At 45.6% G+C, this 19,043-nt stretch carries 15 protein-coding genes; 4 read left to right on the plus strand and 11 right to left on the minus strand.

Going from position 1 to position 19,043, the window contains the following annotated elements:
• Window positions 1-36: 36 nt before the first annotated feature.
• The 6 genes from QVE09_RS19430 to QVE09_RS19455 all read right to left on the minus strand — a co-directional run bounded on the left by QVE09_RS19430 (window position 37) and on the right by QVE09_RS19455 (window position 6,395).
• Window positions 37-1,791, minus strand: coding sequence for a methyl-accepting chemotaxis protein (locus tag QVE09_RS19430; RefSeq protein ID WP_315938103.1), 1,755 nt, complete (start codon window positions 1,789-1,791; stop codon window positions 37-39).
• A 244-nt stretch (window positions 1,792-2,035) separates the two neighbouring features.
• Window positions 2,036-2,368 carry a hypothetical protein gene (locus QVE09_RS19435; RefSeq protein WP_315938104.1) on the minus strand — a complete coding sequence of 111 codons (333 nt, stop codon included), beginning with the start codon at window positions 2,366-2,368 and terminating at the stop codon, window positions 2,036-2,038.
• Window positions 2,369-2,389: 21 nt separating this feature from the next.
• Complete coding sequence (locus QVE09_RS19440) at window positions 2,390-3,715, minus strand: WXG100 family type VII secretion target (protein WP_315938105.1); 1,326 nt, start codon at window positions 3,713-3,715, stop codon at window positions 2,390-2,392.
• Between the two features lie 289 nt (window positions 3,716-4,004).
• Complete coding sequence (locus QVE09_RS19445) at window positions 4,005-5,357, minus strand: amino acid permease (RefSeq protein ID WP_315938106.1); 1,353 nt, start codon at window positions 5,355-5,357, stop codon at window positions 4,005-4,007.
• Between the two features lie 137 nt (window positions 5,358-5,494).
• Window positions 5,495-5,776: a hypothetical protein gene (locus QVE09_RS19450; RefSeq protein ID WP_315938107.1), complete on the minus strand. Its 282-nt coding sequence runs from the start codon at window positions 5,774-5,776 to the stop codon at window positions 5,495-5,497.
• A gap of 163 nt (window positions 5,777-5,939) precedes the next feature.
• Window positions 5,940-6,395, minus strand: a complete 456-nt coding sequence (locus tag QVE09_RS19455; RefSeq protein ID WP_315938108.1) for a GNAT family N-acetyltransferase — start codon at window positions 6,393-6,395, stop codon at window positions 5,940-5,942.
• 255 nt (window positions 6,396-6,650) lie between these two features.
• Between QVE09_RS19455 and QVE09_RS19460 the strand changes: the two genes are divergently transcribed.
• Both QVE09_RS19460 and QVE09_RS19465 read left to right on the plus strand, forming a co-directional pair.
• Window positions 6,651-7,226, plus strand: a complete 576-nt coding sequence (locus tag QVE09_RS19460) for a GNAT family N-acetyltransferase (RefSeq protein WP_036672630.1) — start codon at window positions 6,651-6,653, stop codon at window positions 7,224-7,226.
• Window positions 7,223-7,570 carry a DUF1801 domain-containing protein gene (locus QVE09_RS19465; protein ID WP_133386491.1) on the plus strand — a complete coding sequence of 116 codons (348 nt, stop codon included), beginning with the start codon at window positions 7,223-7,225 and terminating at the stop codon, window positions 7,568-7,570. The genes QVE09_RS19460 and QVE09_RS19465 overlap by 4 nt, the downstream gene beginning before the upstream one ends.
• 429 nt (window positions 7,571-7,999) lie before the next feature.
• Here QVE09_RS19465 and QVE09_RS19470 read toward each other — a convergent pair whose 3' ends face one another.
• The 5 genes from QVE09_RS19470 to QVE09_RS19490 all read right to left on the minus strand — a co-directional run bounded on the left by QVE09_RS19470 (window position 8,000) and on the right by QVE09_RS19490 (window position 16,377).
• Entirely contained in the window at window positions 8,000-9,304 is a 1,305-nt protein-coding gene (locus tag QVE09_RS19470; protein ID WP_315938109.1) for a DUF1963 domain-containing protein, read from the minus strand.
• Window positions 9,305-9,411: 107 nt separating this feature from the next.
• Window positions 9,412-10,590: an alanyl-tRNA editing protein gene (locus tag QVE09_RS19475; protein WP_315938110.1), complete on the minus strand. Its 1,179-nt coding sequence runs from the start codon at window positions 10,588-10,590 to the stop codon at window positions 9,412-9,414.
• A gap of 466 nt (window positions 10,591-11,056) precedes the next feature.
• Window positions 11,057-13,204: a hypothetical protein gene (locus QVE09_RS19480; protein WP_315938111.1), complete on the minus strand. Its 2,148-nt coding sequence runs from the start codon at window positions 13,202-13,204 to the stop codon at window positions 11,057-11,059.
• A 261-nt stretch (window positions 13,205-13,465) separates the two neighbouring features.
• Entirely contained in the window at window positions 13,466-15,235 is a 1,770-nt protein-coding gene (dhaK, locus tag QVE09_RS19485; protein WP_315938112.1) for a dihydroxyacetone kinase subunit DhaK, read from the minus strand.
• Window positions 15,235-16,377: a glycerol dehydrogenase gene (locus QVE09_RS19490; protein ID WP_076333049.1), complete on the minus strand. Its 1,143-nt coding sequence runs from the start codon at window positions 16,375-16,377 to the stop codon at window positions 15,235-15,237. The genes dhaK and QVE09_RS19490 overlap by 1 nt, the downstream gene beginning before the upstream one ends.
• A 304-nt stretch (window positions 16,378-16,681) precedes the next feature.
• On the opposite strand from QVE09_RS19490, the gene QVE09_RS19495 reads away from it, so the two are divergent.
• Window positions 16,682-17,716, plus strand: a complete 1,035-nt coding sequence (locus QVE09_RS19495) for a PocR ligand-binding domain-containing protein (RefSeq protein ID WP_315938113.1) — start codon at window positions 16,682-16,684, stop codon at window positions 17,714-17,716.
• A 105-nt stretch (window positions 17,717-17,821) separates the two neighbouring features.
• Complete coding sequence (locus QVE09_RS19500; RefSeq protein WP_315938114.1) at window positions 17,822-18,811, plus strand: aldo/keto reductase family protein; 990 nt, start codon at window positions 17,822-17,824, stop codon at window positions 18,809-18,811.
• Window positions 18,812-19,043 lie beyond the last annotated feature (232 nt).

The following is a 19,043-nucleotide window of genomic DNA, read 5'->3' on the forward strand; positions in this document are numbered from 1 at the left end:
TACCTCTTGCGTTACGATTACTACACCTTACTCAAACTATACTTTAACTTTGCGCACGGCTTCGCTCATCTCGTTCGTCTGCTGCTCCAGCATTGTCGAGGTCTGCGCCACCCTGTTGAACATGGCCGACTGTTCACGCATCAAGCGATAGATTTCATCCGAATGATCCGACACCCCGGCTGATATCTGCGAGATCGTATTGACGGAGGCTGCAGCCTCTTCCGATCCTGCCGAGATTTCCTCTGCCGCAGCGGAGACTTCCTGAATGCGGCTGGTCACCAGTTGGAACGCATCAACTACATGAGCGAAAGCTTGCTCCGCTTCTGCGGTAATCGTAACACCTTGTCCAATCTCGGTTGCAGTAACCCCCATCTGTGAGCCAATCTGCTGTGATTCTTGTTGAATACGAAGAAGCAAGTCGGAGATCCGTTCCATGGATGTGCTTGAGGCCTCAGCAAGCTTCCGAACTTCATCCGCCACAACTGCAAAACCTTTGCCGTGTTCTCCTGCATGTGCTGCCTCTATGGATGCATTAAGCGCAAGCAGCTTGGTCTGACTCGCAAAATCACGAACCGTGTGCAGGGCACCCCCAATTTCCTGGGAGTAATTGTTCAGCACCTGGACCATCGCTACAACTTCACTTGAGACATTTGAGATGCTCTCCATCTGTGTTTTCATCAGTGTCATGCTCTGTTTACCGGACTCCGCCGTAGAAAGCGCACTTGTTGCCGCATCCGATACAACCATCGAGGATTCGGAAATATCCGTTATGCCTTTTGCAATCTCTTCCATCGCATTTGCACTATCGCTCGCACCCTGCTTCTGCGTATGCGCCCCTTGCCTAATCTGTTCGACAGATTGGTCAACCGTCTTGCTCATCTCAAGCATCTCTTCGGTACTGCGATTAAATTCCTTCGTTGATTCTGATAAAATGTCTGTGGTTACTGCTACGCCTTCAACCATGTTACTCACAATTTTATTCAAGTTACCGGACATATGTATCATCGCTTGATATGTGGTTCCAATCTCATCTGCACTCCGTAAACGATATGACGTCAAAATTTGATTCGCTTCTGCAAGCTCACCCTGTGCCATTTTTTCCACACTTGCCTTAAGGGGTTGAAGTGGTCGCAGTCCCCTTACGATAAACCACATGACAACGGCAATGCCTATAAGTGAAATTAAAAGCAACAAAGCATAGAAGGGAATACTCGATTTCATAATATCTGACTCAATGCTTCCGATCACCGATACCGCCGTATCGATACCAATTACACCTGTTACAGCCCCATTACTATCTAGCATAGGCGCGTAAGAGGAAATATAGTCGCCATACTCCTCGTTGTTAATAATTGAAGAACTGGCTGGTTGCCCCTGCAACAGCTTCTGCACAGCCTCCTGAGGGACATCCGTGACTTCATTAATCGGTGAGGCTTTATCTGCATCCTTCATGCCGTCCACCATAATAAGTGGCGTACCTTTGTCATCTATTTTGACGAAATACACATACATTGCACCAATGCGTACGCGAAAGTCATCCAGTTCATCACGAATCTTCAAGAATTCGTCATTCTCCTTGGGGTCCTTGGCAAACTCGGCATAAGATGCTGTATCCAGCTGATTCACATAACTCTGAGCAATCTGGATGTTGTAACTCGAAATGGCCTCCTGCGCAGCTAGTTTCATATTGGCCACCTGTAACAGCATGCTTCCAACGGCTATAATCGTAATGACCAGTGTAACTACGGCAACAATGCGCACAACCAAACGTTTTCTAAAAAAACCAATCATCCGCTCCTCTTCCTCTCCCGTGAACCCAAGCCTTTTTGACTAGGCGCTACCCAAAAAACGCATGCTTGAAGCACTAAGTATGGGAAAATAGTAAACGAATATGTCGAATTAGGCAAGAAAATATTGGGTTAACATAAAAACGCTATCATGGCTGTGGTAGCTTTGTTCATTGAAACAAAAAAACTCCAATGCAAGCATTAGAGTGTGTTCAAAGATTGATAATTATTTTATTCTGTAACTTGAGTTACCATTCTAACTCTTCAATCAAGTTAAATATCATTTTTTTATCAAAATCATCCATTGATTTAAAAATAGCTATTTCATCTGTTTTTTTGTCCAATTTGATGAGTGTAGCTATAGCTAAATCTCCAACTTTATAATAACCTATTAACTTATCTGATGCCCCTCTTCTGGATGTAAGTTCCTCCAGCTTTTCATTTATACCAGTTGACCCCAATTTTTCTTTACCTATATAAGTCATTACATGATACAAAACTATTGGATTTGCTTCATTTAATAAAAGTTGCAACTCATCAATCGAACATTGTCCTTCTTCAATTTTCTTTATTAAATTCATATTTCTACCCCCCATTAAATTTTATTTCAAATGACTCGTAAGAGTCTGCCTTTCTCTTACATAATTTTCAAACAGAGCATTTGCAATATCATTTCGACCTAATTCATCAGCTATTTTTATTTCTCTCATGTATGCATTTAATTCCATTTTAACACGATTCATAGTCTGAAAATGATAACTCATTCCCGGAAAACCTTTGTTCATATCGTCTAGATAATGTGTGTATTCGTGTAAAAGTGCCCCTATTGAAGCATCCTCATTTATAATTAACTGCCCAGGTCCACCTCTTTTTGGAGAATACGCCATATCCTCGCCTCTATGAATCACTTCGACACCGTTTGATTCCAAGTTATCAATAATTTCTTTCCATTTCTCGGGGTGAGATTCCCTTCCAGGGCCAAGAACTTCTTTTAATGGATCATCTATACCTTTTCTGAACATATCTTTACTATTATCTATGCGTGTCCCCACCTCTTTTTCCTTCTCCAGATACTCGGAAAACTTAGAGGATTCTCTCGCCTTTTTACTTTCAGCAATGTTATCCAGAACTCGAAGGCGTTGATCTTGAAGTCCATTAAAACCACCTGTTAACTGCCCTGTACCAGGCGGACGATTGAATGAATTAATCTTCGCGCCGCCTCCCGACGAAGTCAGAAGATTATGCGGCTTGATCATCGTGGAAGCATAACCCCCTCCAACCATTAGACCTCCCAACCCAATCATATTCGCCCAGTGTTCACTGGACCAGGCATTGGTCGGAAAGGTTGCTTCCCGTATCGTTCCATGGATACCAAACGTGAGCCAGTTGGCAGCATCATTGGGGGAGTTGAATGCTTTATCTGCCCTGTCTACATACCCCTGAACAAGACCGCTTGGAATACCAAATGTCCAATAATCCAGAAAACCACCTACACTATCATAACGCTTTTGATATCGATCATCCGCAGATTGCATAAAGGCTTGACCCAATTCGACTAAACTGTCAGCAGACTTCTGAAAAGCATTACGGGTATCGGCTACTGGTGCCCTGCATTCATCCGGCGGTGGTGGTACGCAACTCGCATCATAGAATTGTACAGCTTGCTGATCAGCAAGTCTGAATTTCTCCGCATGCCCTTCAAGATCTTTGGCAATGGATAAAGATAGTGAGACAAAGTCATCCATCACCCGCTGCGCAACTATAAAATCAACATAAAACCTTTCCTTCGTACTACCATCCCACTGTCTTTCGATTTCGAATAACTGCTGTTTCAAGATGTGGTTCATCTGAAAAACCTGATTCTGAGCTGCTGCAAATTGTTTCGAAACAGATATCAACTGTTCAGGAGTTACTTTTATTGTTGTCATGTGAGACCTCGTTCTAAATATATTTCGTTGTTATCCGAACATTTGTTGTTTAGAATGCTATAAGTTTTATATGTACAGATGGGCTTTTATTATAAAGTGAACACAGATCATTTCGTAGAGACTGTCGGTTTATTTATCTAGTTCGTATTACCCCTAATTTGTCCCAGATATAACAAAAACAGAGGTTCTAGTTCCAAAATAAAACCATTACCTTACTAAATAAAAAAAACACCCCGGCGCAAGCGCCGAGATGTCATGTTGTTCTAAATTTGCATACTACCCATTCATATTAAACTGTTTGTTTATTCGTCTTCCTAAATCGAATCAGAGACCAGATAATCAGCAACACGAGCACGGCAAGACAGATGCTAATGCTGAACCGATTACCTTCATCAAACACAAACATCACCGCAATCACACTGAGACATAGTACCACGACTCCGGTTATGTAAGGGAATCCCCAAACTTTGAAGGTCGGTTGAACCGGATATCTCTTTCGCAGTTTCAACTGTGATGAGGCAATACAGATCCACACAAGGATTACGACAAACCCCGGAACTGCGAGCAATACACGGAACAGTTGATCCTGCGCGAACAGGCCAAGCATGGAACCTCCGAGCAATACAGCCGCGCACACCAGCAAGGTATTTACCGGGCTACCGCTGCGATTTGTCTTTGACAATGCCTTCGGAGCTTCCCCGCCCACTGCCATGGAGTGCATCATCCGGGATGCACCATAGATCCCAGAATTCGCAGCAGACAGAACCGCCGTCACCAAAATAAAGTTCATAATGTGTGCCGCTCCCGGCAGTCCCGTGGAGGCGAGTACCTGTACAAACGGACTGCTCTCCGGCCCGATTTCATTCCAGGGGATGAGTCCACAGATGATGAGAATCGGCAAGGTGAAGAACAGAATAATTCTGAGCATGAAATTGCCCACAATCTTAGGCATAACCTTTTCTGCATTTTCCGTCTCGGTCAGGGTCAGACCAATCAGCTCCGATCCCCCATAAGAGAACATGACCACAAGCAGTGCCGAGAAGATCGAAGACCATCCGTTCGGGAAGAACCCGCCTGCTTGCGTGTAATTTTGTAGATATGGCGTGTTATCACTTGGGATAATGCCAAAGATCAACCCTGCACCCAGGATGATAAAAATAATGATCATGGCAATTTTGATCCCGGCCAGCCAAAACTCAAATTCCCCGAACACACCTACACTTAACAGATTAACCAGTATAATGAACGCCGCACAAGCCAGACTCAGCATCCACAGCGGTACTTCCGTGAACCAATACTGCAAAAAACTCCCGGCAGCAATCACCTCAATGACACACACCGATAACCATAGAAAGCAGTACATCCATCCCATAACAAAGGATACTCGGCTACCAAATGCCTCCTGCACGAAGTCTTTCATATTTTTGTTCTTGTACACCGTAGCCATCTCCGCCATTGCGGCCATAACAACCAGCAGCAATAATCCCGCAAAAATGTACGTGACAATAACTCCCGGACCTGCGAGTCCAATCGTCTCTGCGCTGCCTTTGAAAATTCCTGTTCCAATGACACCACCCATAGCCATAAAACTGATGTGTCTTGGTTTAAGCTTCTTCTGTAGTGTTCCTTCTGTCTGAGCCAATTCAAGTCCTCCTGATGTAAAAAACGTCTGTAATGCTGTCTTGTTTCATAGACATAATGTCCAGTATACCCTATTGTCCATCAATCAGCCCAGAAGTTCCTTATGGCCAATTCATCCCAAACATATATGGACATAACCTATGTTTTATACCCCACAATGGCACGAAGCAATCTGTGTGCAATCCAGGTTAGCAAAATGTACCCTGCCCCATAGATGAACCAAGCGCCTATGTTACTCCCCCATGTTGAAAGATCACTCGCGATATACAACAAAGGCAGCATAAAAGAAATAATCAGCGCTACCCAGAGTCTAAACCATTTGGCAAAAAAACTGCATACTCCAAGCACCACAGCAATGATGGGACATAACACCAAGACAGCAAACAGCGGATTCATATGATCAAACCACCAGTATATCATGGACAACTCCCTCCTCTTCGTCACAAGACCACGTTGCTTTTAATGCTGTATTATTGAGTTTATTCTACTCGTTTTCCAACTCTTAAAATGTACGATATGTTGCAAAATAAAAAAACCAGCATCCTGTAAAAAAACAGAATTCTGGTTTCTCATGTAGATCACTTTAGATTGTTTTGGTCATAAACGTGCTGTTCGGGTCCAATGTATAATCCGCGAATGGTTCGCAATATTCAAATCCGAAGTCTTCGTACAACTTCCGTGCCGGGATAAACGAATCCATTGAACCCGTCTCCAGACTGATTCGCTTATAACCACGTTCTACTGCAACGTCCATAATATGAGCCAAAATTTTTCTCGCTACGCCTTTTCTCAGATGAGCCGAAGCGGTACGCATCGACTTCAACTCTGCATGCTCTGGATCAAGTTCTTTGATAGCCCCGCAGCCGAGCAAGTCGTCCCCTTCCCAAGCACACCAGAAAGTGATTTCGGGCTTCTTGAGTCCATCCAGATTCAACGCATGAATACTCTCTGGAGGCGAATCTGCTGCCATCCCTTGCAGGTGCTCTGCAATTAAAGCCTTAACTTGTACTCCACTCAAATCATCCACTTTGATCTCCATAACGTACCACTCCCGCCGACATTTTTATTGGTTTTATCACTGAATGTATATCAATCATTTCATCTTACTACCGTGTTAGGTTTTATGACAAGAGGTTACTTCTATCCACTAAAATACGCTATTGTGATTCACCTGTAATTTCCAGTATGATGAGGCTATCAGATACCAAAGGGGCGAGGTCTATTGCGAAATATACATAGAGTTAAACGTGAAACTAAGGTGAAGCAAGCTTAACCTATTTTAAAGGAGACCCCTATGACACTAACTACGGACAACCTGTTTTATAGCAAACGATTAAAGATGACACCACCACGTGCTGAAGACGTGCAGACCATGCTGCAATGGAACGAAGACCCGGAGTACCTTCGGAATGTGGATACTGATCTGGCCATTCCCTATTCAGAGAAACAGTTGGAAGATGAGGGCGAAACGAAGAACAAGGAAGTTTACTTCAGACTGCGCACGCATGAAGAGGATACGCTGATTGGTTTTGTCGTCATTCATAGCATTGAATGGAACAACCGCTGCGGACAGCTTGCCATTGGCATCGGACTTGCCAAACATCGCAACAAGGGATATGGCACGGAAGCGTTGAATCTTATTTTACGATATGCGTTTCATGAGATGAATCTGGACCGGGTTGGCCTTGATGTCATCGCCTACAATGCCAAAGCAATCCGTTCCTATGAGAAGGTTGGTTTTCAGTTGGAAGGTCGGGCACGCTCAGCTGTATTTCGTGATGGTAAGCGTTACGACCGTTTAATGATGGGAATCCTAAGACCAGAATGGGAAACACACAATCAGATCCATACGGAGGGTGAACAAGTATGACCAAGAATGCAGAAGTTACTGCGTTTATTGAACAGATTCAGATCCCCTGGCAAATACAAGTCTCTGAACAATTGCGCGAGTTAGTGCATGATACCATCCCTGATGTAGAAGAACGCGTGCAATACAAGAAACCTCATTTTTTGAAAAACGGAAAGTATGCTGCGGTCATCTCGCCATCCAAACAGGCCGTGTCTTTCACCATCTTCCATGCAACCGGACTTGATCTCCCCGATGGGATATTTGAAGGCCCGGAAGAACGCAAAACGATCAAACTCAAGGAAAAAGATACGCCGGACTATGAATGGTTGGCTGGTTTGTTAAAGCAGGCATCTGCGGACTTGTAGACGACGGATGTAGTGAAGAGGCCCATACGAAGCATTAGTAACTCAGGTGGTAATATGTGGGCCGTAATGTTCGGGTGGTGTGTATAGGGTTTTAGGTTTAGGTTTGGGCCAAGCGCTAACGAATCGGACAGACCTTATGTCGCAGTTTTACAAGCATATGAAATTCTAACGAATCTCGGCAGTCTTATTACAGACCAACCCTCTGATTTGCTTCAAAAAAACCCATTTTCTCTCTGGTGACTAAATAACATAACCTGATGACTGTAGCAGATATCTCCCTTCCATCCTGCGCAGGGCAAGCAAAGGGGGCATCCCATGAAGTTCCAAGAACTTCGGGATGCCCCCTTTGTTATAGTCTGCTTACTACTGTTATAACAACCTAAACGGTCCTTTAATATTATAAATGGCTTATAAATATAGCTTCAACCATCAAGATTGCTGATATGATACGGCGGTCATCTGACACGGCTCACATATGAACATGTAATACATACCTTCACCATATTTCTCAACCTTGCCCCAGTCCAGTTGTGCAACAGCCTTCATTCTCGTGGAACAGCGTGGACATGTTGGGTACTCAGCATCTTGAACCCAACCCGGATGGCCGCCGACCTGAGATAACGATGGCTCCATCGCCCACTCACTGGCATGGAATGCATGACGCGATGCATTCGCAATCCGAAACTGCCGGCCCGCATCCGGTGCAAGTTTACCATAGTCGTCCGGATCAATCTCATCTGCTCCCACAGGCATGACATTATGTGAACTCCATAACGGTTCCCCCGCTGCGTCCAACTCCATGTAAACCACACCGTAACTGCTGCATATCACGCAAGTCTGTATCTGAAGTCGCTCGGCATGCCAAGACACCTCCTTCAAAGCGGGATGTTTAACATCCAGATTAATTAAGGTGGTTAACGCATTGCCACACCATGGACAGCAATTGTTACTAGGGTTCAACATGGAGAGTGAATTTCCGGTTAACTCCACGTTAGGTCCTTCATTCTCTTTTACTTTATACAGTGAATAACTTGGGGTGGTGAACAATTCTCTGCGCTGCCCGTCTTTTGTAAGCTCCCAACCAGCTTCAGTGGTGTAATACTCAGGTGCCACGTACAATTCGCTCGCCCAAGATGGCGGAGACTTTCTCCAATGCCTGAACTGCTGTACAACAACATCATCTCCGATATAGGCCAGCATGAGCAATATGTGGTTCCGATTCACATCATCGGTGTTCACCTGCTGAAAGAGACGATCTCGCACGGCTACCGAGGCACTTTTATACAAAATGGCAGGATAATAGATCCCCTGTTCCAGCAACTCAGGAACTTCGGTGGTCAACGATATATCATGGTAGCAGACCAGATATACAAGAATGTCTTTGCCCGTATCTTCATCACCTGTACGAATCCGTTGCATCGCGTAATGCTTCATCTGATCTTGTTGCTCTACAGACAAGGATAGATATACCTGTTCCTCGGATTGTTCATAGGGTACATAACGAATTAGTGGATCGCGAACCTGAGGTTCATGCATGATTTTCAAAATTTCGACCGGGTCTGTGATACCTGCATACAAGTTCACGTCACGTCGATTCGCTTCAATGTATCTCTGGCGCTCCTCGCGTTCCATCTCCTGCTTGCAAGGCATGCAATACCCACCTGTTCTGGCGACCGTTGCTGGCAAAATAGTATTAGCACACCCTTCCCGTATACACGGAATTCGTTCTGTCATGTTCCAACCTCCTTCAACTATCGGCAATGGAAAACACGCCACAATGTGACGTGCTTGTCCCTTACTCATATTTCAATACCTGCGTGTCTCATAAAGGAAAATGCGAATCAGTGATGTCCCAGCTGATCCTTGGTGAATTCGTAAAAGGCAAGCGCATCCTCACTGCTGGCAAAGCCTGCCTGAGCCATTTTTTCACTGCCACCACCTTTGCCATGGTAGGCTCCAAGATTGCCTTTGAAGAAAGGTCCACAAGCCCATTCAGGCGGCTGTCCGTTCTGTGCCAGAACAACTTTGGCCTCAGAGATACTGGCAAAGAGTACAAGTCCTTCATGGTCTGCCGTCAGCTTGGCGGCCAGGCTCTGCATATCCTTGAGTGATTTGTCTTCAAAGACCTGAGCAATCACCAGCCCCTGCCGGGCGGCCAGAAGTTCCTCCGCATAATAGGCATCGTTCGTTGTTTTCACTGCATTCAGCTCGGTTTGCAGCTGTTTTTGCTCCAGCTCCATTTTCTCAATGCGCTCCAGTAACTCGTCCTTACTGGTCTTTAATTTAACCATGATGCTATTGAGCACATTTTGTGTGGATGTGAATTCATTCAGCGCCCTTGTTCCACATTTGAAATATATGCGGGTGCCGCCCTTCACTTTTTCGGTTTTCAACAGTTTGATGATACCGATCTCGCCTGTCGCCGACACGTGCGTTCCGCCGCAGGCGTTATACTCCACACCCTCGATCTCGACGATGCGAATGTCTTCCGTTACCGTAGGTTGCTTCACCAGTGGCAATTGTGCAACCTCTTCTGCTGTAACCCAGGAAGTGTTGATGCGAGCGTTACGATAGATCTGACGATTCACTTCTTGTTCAATGGCGGTTAATTGATCCGCTCCCAGTTCAGGCGCAGCCACATCAATCGTGTCATACTCTGTACCGAGATGGAAACTGAGCGTCATCGCTTCTGTCAGCTTTAGCGTGATTGCCGATAACAAATGCTGACCCGTATGCTGCTGCATATGATCGAATCTTCGCTCCCAATCCAGCTCACAATGTACCTCGTTCTGTTCAGGGGCGCGTTCCAGCTTATGCCACACTGCTCCGTCTTCGATGTTCACATCCAGAACAGCGATGCCTCCAATTTGTCCCAGATCACAAGGCTGTCCGCCCCCATGCGGGTAAAAAGCAGTCTCCGCCAGCGTGACATATACACCATCTTCCTTGTCCACTTTGCCTGTAATTGTTGTATGCCACTCTCTTGTATAAGCAGAGTCATAATAGATTTTTTGCGTCATTGAATCATCCCATTCCCTTCTCGTTCAAATGGTTTTTTACCGATTCGTATCTAACCTCCAGATTACACTATCTGGAACCGCTAATCCAATTTTTAGGCGCAAGAAATCGCTCCTGCATATCAAAAAGACCGCTCTGTAAGCCAAGCTACAGAGCGGTCCCCTTACTTATATCCACGTTTAATGTAACGTTGGATATGGTTTGACCTATGATTACACCGGAACGGAGATTGCAGTCATACTACTTATTATAGACACAAGAGCGAAGCAGACAGAAAGGACCTGAAGAAGCGAAGCGTGCTCCTTTATCACCGGATTTCTCCCTTCAGGGGGAAAATCATCAAAATCCGGGGATAAGAGAGATCGAAAGGTTTTCTGTCTGTGTAGTTCCTGAGTGTCTAAATCAAGTATGGTCTGCAATCGGAGTGGTCAAGTGTAATCTACTTCACGGGTTCCATGTCTTTTTACATTAAACCAAATTCCAGAACAGTGCGGTATTCGCCACCGTAACCATGGTGAACAATAATGTGTTCACAAATGCGGCGAGCCATACGTTATTCGTTTTTTCAAACAATTTGCGTGCATACACGGCAGCGATGATGAGACAAGGCACCAGTGCAAAGAGCAAAATGCCATTCAATGCCTGACCTGGATACAACGCCACACCTGTCATAAAGTCTTTGCCGTATTGCACCAGCAACCACAGCACCAACCCGCCAACATTCAGTACAATCGCCAGGAACGTTCCGCCACGTTTGCCGCGTGTGTTGGCATTCAGAGCAACTGCACTGACAAAGTAATAAATCAGGAAGAACGGTGTATACCGCAAGGCGGTAATGAAGTGTTCACTCTCGAACGTTCGGACCGCGAACGTCCATATCCGGAAATCTGTTCCGAAGATCGCCTGCACTACAAACAGCAATGCGTATCCGATGACTACCGCGAGCACCGCGGTCACCAAGCTGGCAATGATCGTAACAGGATTCAAGCTGATACCATAATCGCTGAAACGGGTTCCTGCATCCTTTTTAGAGAAATAGTGGAATGCAAAGGTCACCAGAATCATAATTAACGCCGACACCAGCGCCCAGTAAACAATCTGGTTCGTTGTCGGTTCATTAAAGTAAGAACTTGTAACCACAACTTTGGCTGCATAGTTGAAGATGATCCACATCACCAGAGATACGATAGCCAGAAGTACGCTGCCTACCGCAATATTTTTCATCCGGCGGCTTGATGTATAGTCGTTTTTCTTGCTTCCAGCCATCACAAACCCAATAATGGCTCCAAGCACACTCACGGCAAGTACAATCATAGCGATGATGCGAAGCACATTCAATCCATTCGCCTCTTTATCCATCAAGGTAGGGAACAAGATTGCTGGGATCAATGTGCTGAATGCAATAGCGAGCCAATACATTGTTTTTTGTTTACCATTTACCGCTGCGGATACTGTTGCAATCTCTCCTGTTGCCGCGTTACGCAAGAACGGAAGTCTGAGCAGCAACGTAATCAACGGAACGATCATCAAGAAGAACCCGATCAGAGCTACAAAATTAAAGGCTTCCTTCGCCCACCAGATCTGATTGCCCGAATCCAGATTCACATTGGTCTGATTAGGCGACGTCACACCATTGAATGCATGTGCATAGAAGTCGATCAGATGCCCGGTTGTTGTACGCGAGAAATGGTTCCATGGGTGAGTTTGATTAGGAGTAAACAGAATATGCTCACCCGTTTGGGAAGGACGTACCACTTTTCCGTCTACGGTCAGATCGCCGGATGGTACTTTGGTAAATGTATCGGTCGTGCCTCTTGGCGCATCAGGTGCAAGGCCAAGGAAGGCTTTACCCGAAGCCGTTGCTGCAAAATCCTTGCGAGTCACCGTACCTTGTACTTCTTTCTCTGCGGCTGTTTTCTCTTCGTCCGATTTGTTGAAGAAAAACTCGTCATATTTCCCCGCGACCATGCCCACCGTCCGACTGCCAAATGCTGCTTGAAGCTGATCCTGTGGCGCAACCGCCGCAGCGTAAGAGTAATCCGCACCTGCTGAGATGCCTGTGTAGATCATACGGTATCCTGTTTGAAGGGAACTCATCTCGTCCATGTACATTGACAACAGCGTTGAGAACCCACCCATGGAGTGACCGCTGACTGCCACGTAGGCATTGCCTTTCTCATCTTTCTTGGTGAAGTCCTGCTCATAAATATATTTGGCTGCATCAAACTGCGAGTATATCCAGAACGTTCCGAACAGATCCTTTACCGGAATATCTGCACTCCAGCGGGAATCCCCGTGGTCATACATGTCCAGTGCAAGCACAATATAGCCGCGTCGGGACATCTCAATAGCAGGTGCATCCTGCATTTCTTTCGTATTCAGATATCCATGGGTTGTAATAATGACCGGACGTTTATCATTCACACCTGCACCTTTAGGCATGTAGAGCAGACCCGACAGCGTGCCGTGATCGGCTTGGAATTTGATCTCTTTGACCTTAACGGAATAAAAGGAAGAGTTGAACATTCCAGCAAACAAGCTGCCGAAAATGACCAAAACGAGTGATAAAACCAACAACCCCTGCGGTTTTTTTAAGAATGATGTGACTGTTCTCATAAAGGTCCCCTTAATAAATATAAAATACTAGATAAATGAATGAATAATAGCGCATTGCAGATACATCCAAAGAGTTATTCAAATTAGATGTAAATGATAACATGTAAAAATTGACTTAGCATGGCCTAAAAAAGGCACACATAACGGCGCCGGACGTCCGGCGCCATTACCTGTGTCACTTGCTGCATAGTAGCTTAACGTTTGCTGACTCAATCTCTATACCTGTCTAATGAATGACGCTGGGCAAACCCGTGACCAAACTTACTTCATCGACTCGGATAGCTCCGTGAAAATAACACCCAGCGCATACGCACCAGCATCAGGGTAGCCCAAACTACGATCGCCGACGGCGCCTGCACGTCCCATACGTGCCACGATGTCTTCGGTTTTCTTCGCACCTTCAACGGCTGCTGCTGCACCTTTGGCAAATGCGGTTTTGAAGTCATCGCCAGACTCCGCACTTTGTGTCCAGGAATCGGCACACGGAACGAGTGCATCGATCAAGGTTTTATCACCTACAACGGCACCACGTCCGAAGGAACGTTCTCCTGTAGACTGAATCCCTTGAACGGCTGCATGGATCATCTCGGCGAATTCAGCAACGTTTAATTGCTGTTTATCCCCTACAGCTTTGCCAGCCGCACGGAATGCCGAACCCCAGATCGGGCCGGATGCGCCGCCACAATATTCCATAATGACCAAGGAACATGCATCCAGGAACGATCCGATGTCTTTTTTATCTTCGTTAATAATGTGATTCCATTCGCGTTTCAACTGGCGGAAGCCTTTTGCTACACTCATACCGAAATCGCCATCACCGGCATGGGAATCCAGTTCACAGAACGGTACTTCGTTCTTGATGATGATCTCACCCATTTTATCAATCAGATAGACGACATTGTCCAGTGAGAATTGGTTGCCTTGAATTACCGCAGCAGATGCATCCGTCTCCACTTCGTAAGATACGGGAGCGTCTTCACCTACAACAGCTTCCAACGCTTCGGAATACGCCACTTGTGCTACCGGAGGACCGGATACTTTGAATGCAGGTGTATCACTTTCCTTGAACAACAGCGTTTTTAGTTCATCATCCAGTTTCAGGATCGTAACCGATGCACCAGCCATATCGATACTTGTCATATAGTTGCCTACAAACGTAGTAGCGACCTTCAGTCCTGCATGTCCTGCAAGCTCACGCTGAACGGAATTGTTAAGCAGGTACAGTTCTTGCAGTGGCGTTGCACCAAAACCATTCACGAGCACCGCAATCTCAGCGGATGCATCCTTATCCAGCTTCATGTCTGCGAGCAATGCTTCGACCATACGTCCTGCCAATTCATCAGCCGATACGATTTTCTCCCGGCGAATTCCTGGCTCACCATGAATCCCTACGCCGAATTCCATCTCATCTTCAGCAATTTCGAATGTAGGCGTGCCTTTGGCGGGCACCGTACAGGATGTGAATCCAAAACCAATACTGCGCACGTTCTGAGCTGCTTTCTCAGCAACGGATTTCACATCAGCCAGACTGCGGCCTTCTTCGGCTGCTGCTCCGGCGATCTTGTGAACCAGTACAGTTCCGGCAACGCCGCGACGTCCTACCGTGTACAAGCTGTCTTGCACAGCGATATCATCCTCAACGCGTACATATTGTACGTCGATGCCATCTTCTTCAGCCAGATGCGCTGCATTCTTGAAGTTCATCATGTCGCCGCTGTAGTTTTTGATGATCAGAAGTGTACCCTTGTTGCTGGCTGTTGCCTTAATCGCTTGATACACCTGGATTTGGGAAGGAGATGCGAATACATCTCCACATACCGCTGCATCCAGCATCCCTTTACCGACATAACCTGCGTGAGCCGGTTCATGTCCGCTGCCGCCGCCACTGATCAGGCTGACTTTATCGGCCTGAATCTCTCTGCGTTTGATGACTTTATATTTTTTCAAAAATTCAAGCTCCGGGTATGCGAGCGCAATCCCGTTACACATTTCCATAACTACATGTTCAGCTTGGTTAATAATTTTCTTCATTATTTGGCCTCCCGGCGAGCTGCTTTGTACTCACGACCCATTCGGTCAGCCGCTGCAATGGCAGCAGCCACTTCGGGAACGGTGATTGGGAAAGGCATGGCATGAATGGATTCTTCCGGAATACAAGCGATCTCGGCAACTTTCAACAACTCTTCCTGACTAATCGTGTCTACACCGATATCCGCCAAGCTGATCGGCAGTCCCACTTCGAGACAGAAGTCCATGACTTCATGCAGCTCTTCGGTTGGTGCATTTTCAAGTACGAGCTGTGCGATTGTACCGAAGGATACTTTTTCACCGTGGAAGAAATGATGTGTGCCTTCCAGAACAGTCAAACCGTTGTGAATTGCATGTGCTGCGGCCAGACCGCCACTTTCGAATCCAAGACCAGACAACAGAATGTTGGTCTCAACGATGTTTTCCAGCGCTTGTGTCACAACGTTGCTGTCACTCGCTACTTTTGCTTTTGCACCGTCAGTCAGCAGCATTTCATAACACAGTTTTGCCAGTGCAAGTGCCGCATTGGTACCTACTGCAGATGGTGTATATCCTTCGCGGGAACCCATTGGCAGACTTGCATTTACACGGGAATAGGATTTCGCTGTTGCTCTTGCTTCGAAGTATGTAGAGAGCGCATCTCCCATACCGGATACGAGGAAACGTGTTGGTGCGTTGGCAATTACCGTTGTATCAACGAGAACCACACTTGGGCTTTGTTTGAAGTAAGCATAGTCATCAAAAGAACCATCCGGTGTGTACAATACAGCGGAGTGACTTGTCGGTGCGTCTGTTGCCGCAATCGTTGGGCAGATGATCAGTGCTTCGCCTTCAGCTACACATTTAGCCGCATCAATGGCTTTACCACCACCAAGACCGATGGTAGAGTCACATCCTTTTTCCTTCGCGATCGCTTGCAGACGAGCAACTTCCTCACGGGAACATTCCCCTTTAAAACCGCTTTCAACAAACGTAATATTGAATTTCTCAGCTGTTGCATCCAGCTTTGCTTTGACACGCTGTACATCATCCGGATGTGCGATCAACAAGGCAGATTCTCCGAAGGATTTAACAAAGTACCCCAGGTTCAACAATTCGTCTTCGCCTTGTACATATTTGGTTGGGCTGATAAATGCTTTTCTCATAATAATATATGCCTCCTAAGGATATGAATTGGTGTAGTGATTACATCAAATTTTAATTTCTTACAATTGACCTTAATATAACGCATGAGCAGCAGGTTTACAGTGGACTTTGATAACAAATTATTATAATTTACAATCGTAATTTTTTGCTTTTTGGCACAATCATGGTATGTTATTGTCATGAGATGGTTGAATTTTGACCTCCCATTATACATTACCCGTCATCATTACATCTTAATATGTACAACTTGCTAACTTTTAACGTCCTAAATTATGAATTAGGTTAGATATGGAGGATGCACCAATGATTAAAGAATATCTACATATCAATAAAATTCTCGACCTTAATAAATGGAAGCGCCTACAAGATTCTCTCGCAACAGTAACCAAGCTGGCGATCCTCACCGTGGATTATAAAGGCATTCCCGTAACCAGTCACAGCAGCTGTCAGGCCTTCTGTCAGAATGTGCGTAAAGACCCGGAGCTTCTCCCCTACTGCCAAAAATGTGATTCGCGCGGTGGTCTGGAAGCGGTTCGGTTGAATGAACCTTATGTGTATTTATGCCATTTCAATATTATAGATATCGCGATTCCTATCACGATTGATGGCAAATATATCGGAGCTGTCATGGCAGGACAAGTGAAACTCGCCGATCCGGAAAAGGGTAGCGACTTGGAGCAAATTGTCACGTCCAAAAACGTACCCATGCATGCAGCCAAACTGGAGGAATTAAAGGACGATTACGCCCAGCTGCCTGTGATGACCTATGAAGAGATTGTGAAAATCTCCAACATGTTATCCCTGCTCTGCAACTATATTGTAGAAGAAGCGCTCAACAAAAATCTGTTAGTGGAAATGTTCGAGAAAGCTTCAGGCAATCAAGAGACTCTAAACCTCTCCACCATTCTGCCGGGTTACTCCATTCGTAATATCGAGTCGATCAAAAAAGAGATGACCAATGCGATAGCGGATGCTTATCTGAAGAACAGCCCAAGTGACACGGAAAGCTCCAGCCCGGTGCTTCAGCCTGCTTTTGAATACATTCACAGTCACAAGAGTGAGCAGGTTTCGCTCAAACAAATGGCCGATCTGTGCCACCTAAGTCCGAGTTATTTCAGCAGACTGTTTGCCAAGGAAACGGGTGAGAACTTCACAACCTACCTGGCAAAACTCAAGATTAAATGGGCCAAGCAATTGCTGGAGGTCACCGACATGCCTGTCTCACAGATCAGTGATGAGTTGGGATTTAATGAATCGGGATATTTTATCAAAATATTCAAAAAGTTCGAGGAGATTACACCAGCACTCTATCGCAAATACATCCAGGAGAAAATGTAGATTCACTGATACTTTTTTCGTATCAAAGATGAGGTTAAAAGATATTTCACCTATTAATCTCCCATTGTTACAATGGAGTCCAGATGACTTAGGGAGGCGACATGAATGGAATATCGCAAATTAGGAAACAGTGGATTAACCGTTAGTGAGATTTCACTGGGCAACTGGATTACGCATGGAGCGCAAGTGAATGATGGAATAGCAGAAGCATGTGTACAAGCCGCTTTAGATGCAGGTATCACCACATTTGATACGGCAGACGTGTACTCGAATACCAAGGCAGAAACCGTTTTGGGACAGGCTCTCAAAGATATACGAAGAGAGAGCATTGAACTGTGCACCAAAGTCTGTCACCCTACTGGTTCAGGTCATAATGACCGCGGACTTTCACGTAAACACATTATGGAAGCCTGCAATGGTTCATTAAGGCGGCTACAGACTGATTATATCGATGTCTATTATGCTCACCGTTATGACTATAATACTCCGCTGGAAGAGACGTTTCTGGCATTCTCCGATCTGGTGCGTCAGGGCAAAGTCCACTACATTGGCGTAAGTGAATGGAACGCGGATCAGATTGCACAAGGAGCCGCTTTGGCGAGGGAACTTCATGTACCCTTTATTGCAAGTCAGCCCCAATATTCAATGTTATGGCGTGTGATTGAGCAAGAAGTAGTACCTGCAAGCGACCAAGCAGGACTTGGACAGATTACATGGTCTCCTCTGGCTCAGGGTATACTATCAGGCAAATATGCGCCTAACGAAGCATTACCCACCGGATCACGTGCAGCTGCTGAGGCAGGAGCACCCTTTTTCAATAAACTGGCTGGTCAGTGGTTACGTGAAGATGTTCTTACCGCTGTGCAACAACTTGTTCCACTCGCTAAAGAGATTGGTCTAACTCTCCCCCAACTCGCTGTGGCGTGGGTTCTACAACATTCGTATGTTAGTTCCGTGATTATCGGTGCATCCCGGCCAGAGCAGGTATTGGAAAATGTAAAAGCCTCCGGTGTGAAACTGGACTCTGAGATCATGACTCGCATCGACGAAATATTGAATCCATGGATAGAGCGTGATCCAACCAAGACGGGATAGTTTTTTTTTACTACTCACACATAATAAGTTGAACTAATAATTTACACGATAACGGAGAGGACAGAAAAAACTGAAAAAGCGGAGCTACAAGCTTTCTGTAAGAAAGCTACTTCGGAAGCATACACTTCGCCTTTATCACCAGATTTTCCCCTTGAGAAAAGGAATCGAAAAAAATCTGGGGATAACAGCGATTGGAAGGTTGTTCTGTCATCGCAGTGTAAGTGTAAATAAC

Source organism: Paenibacillus sp. ClWae2A, from assembly GCF_032452295.1.
Taxonomy (GTDB): Bacteria; Bacillota; Bacilli; order Paenibacillales; family Paenibacillaceae; genus Paenibacillus.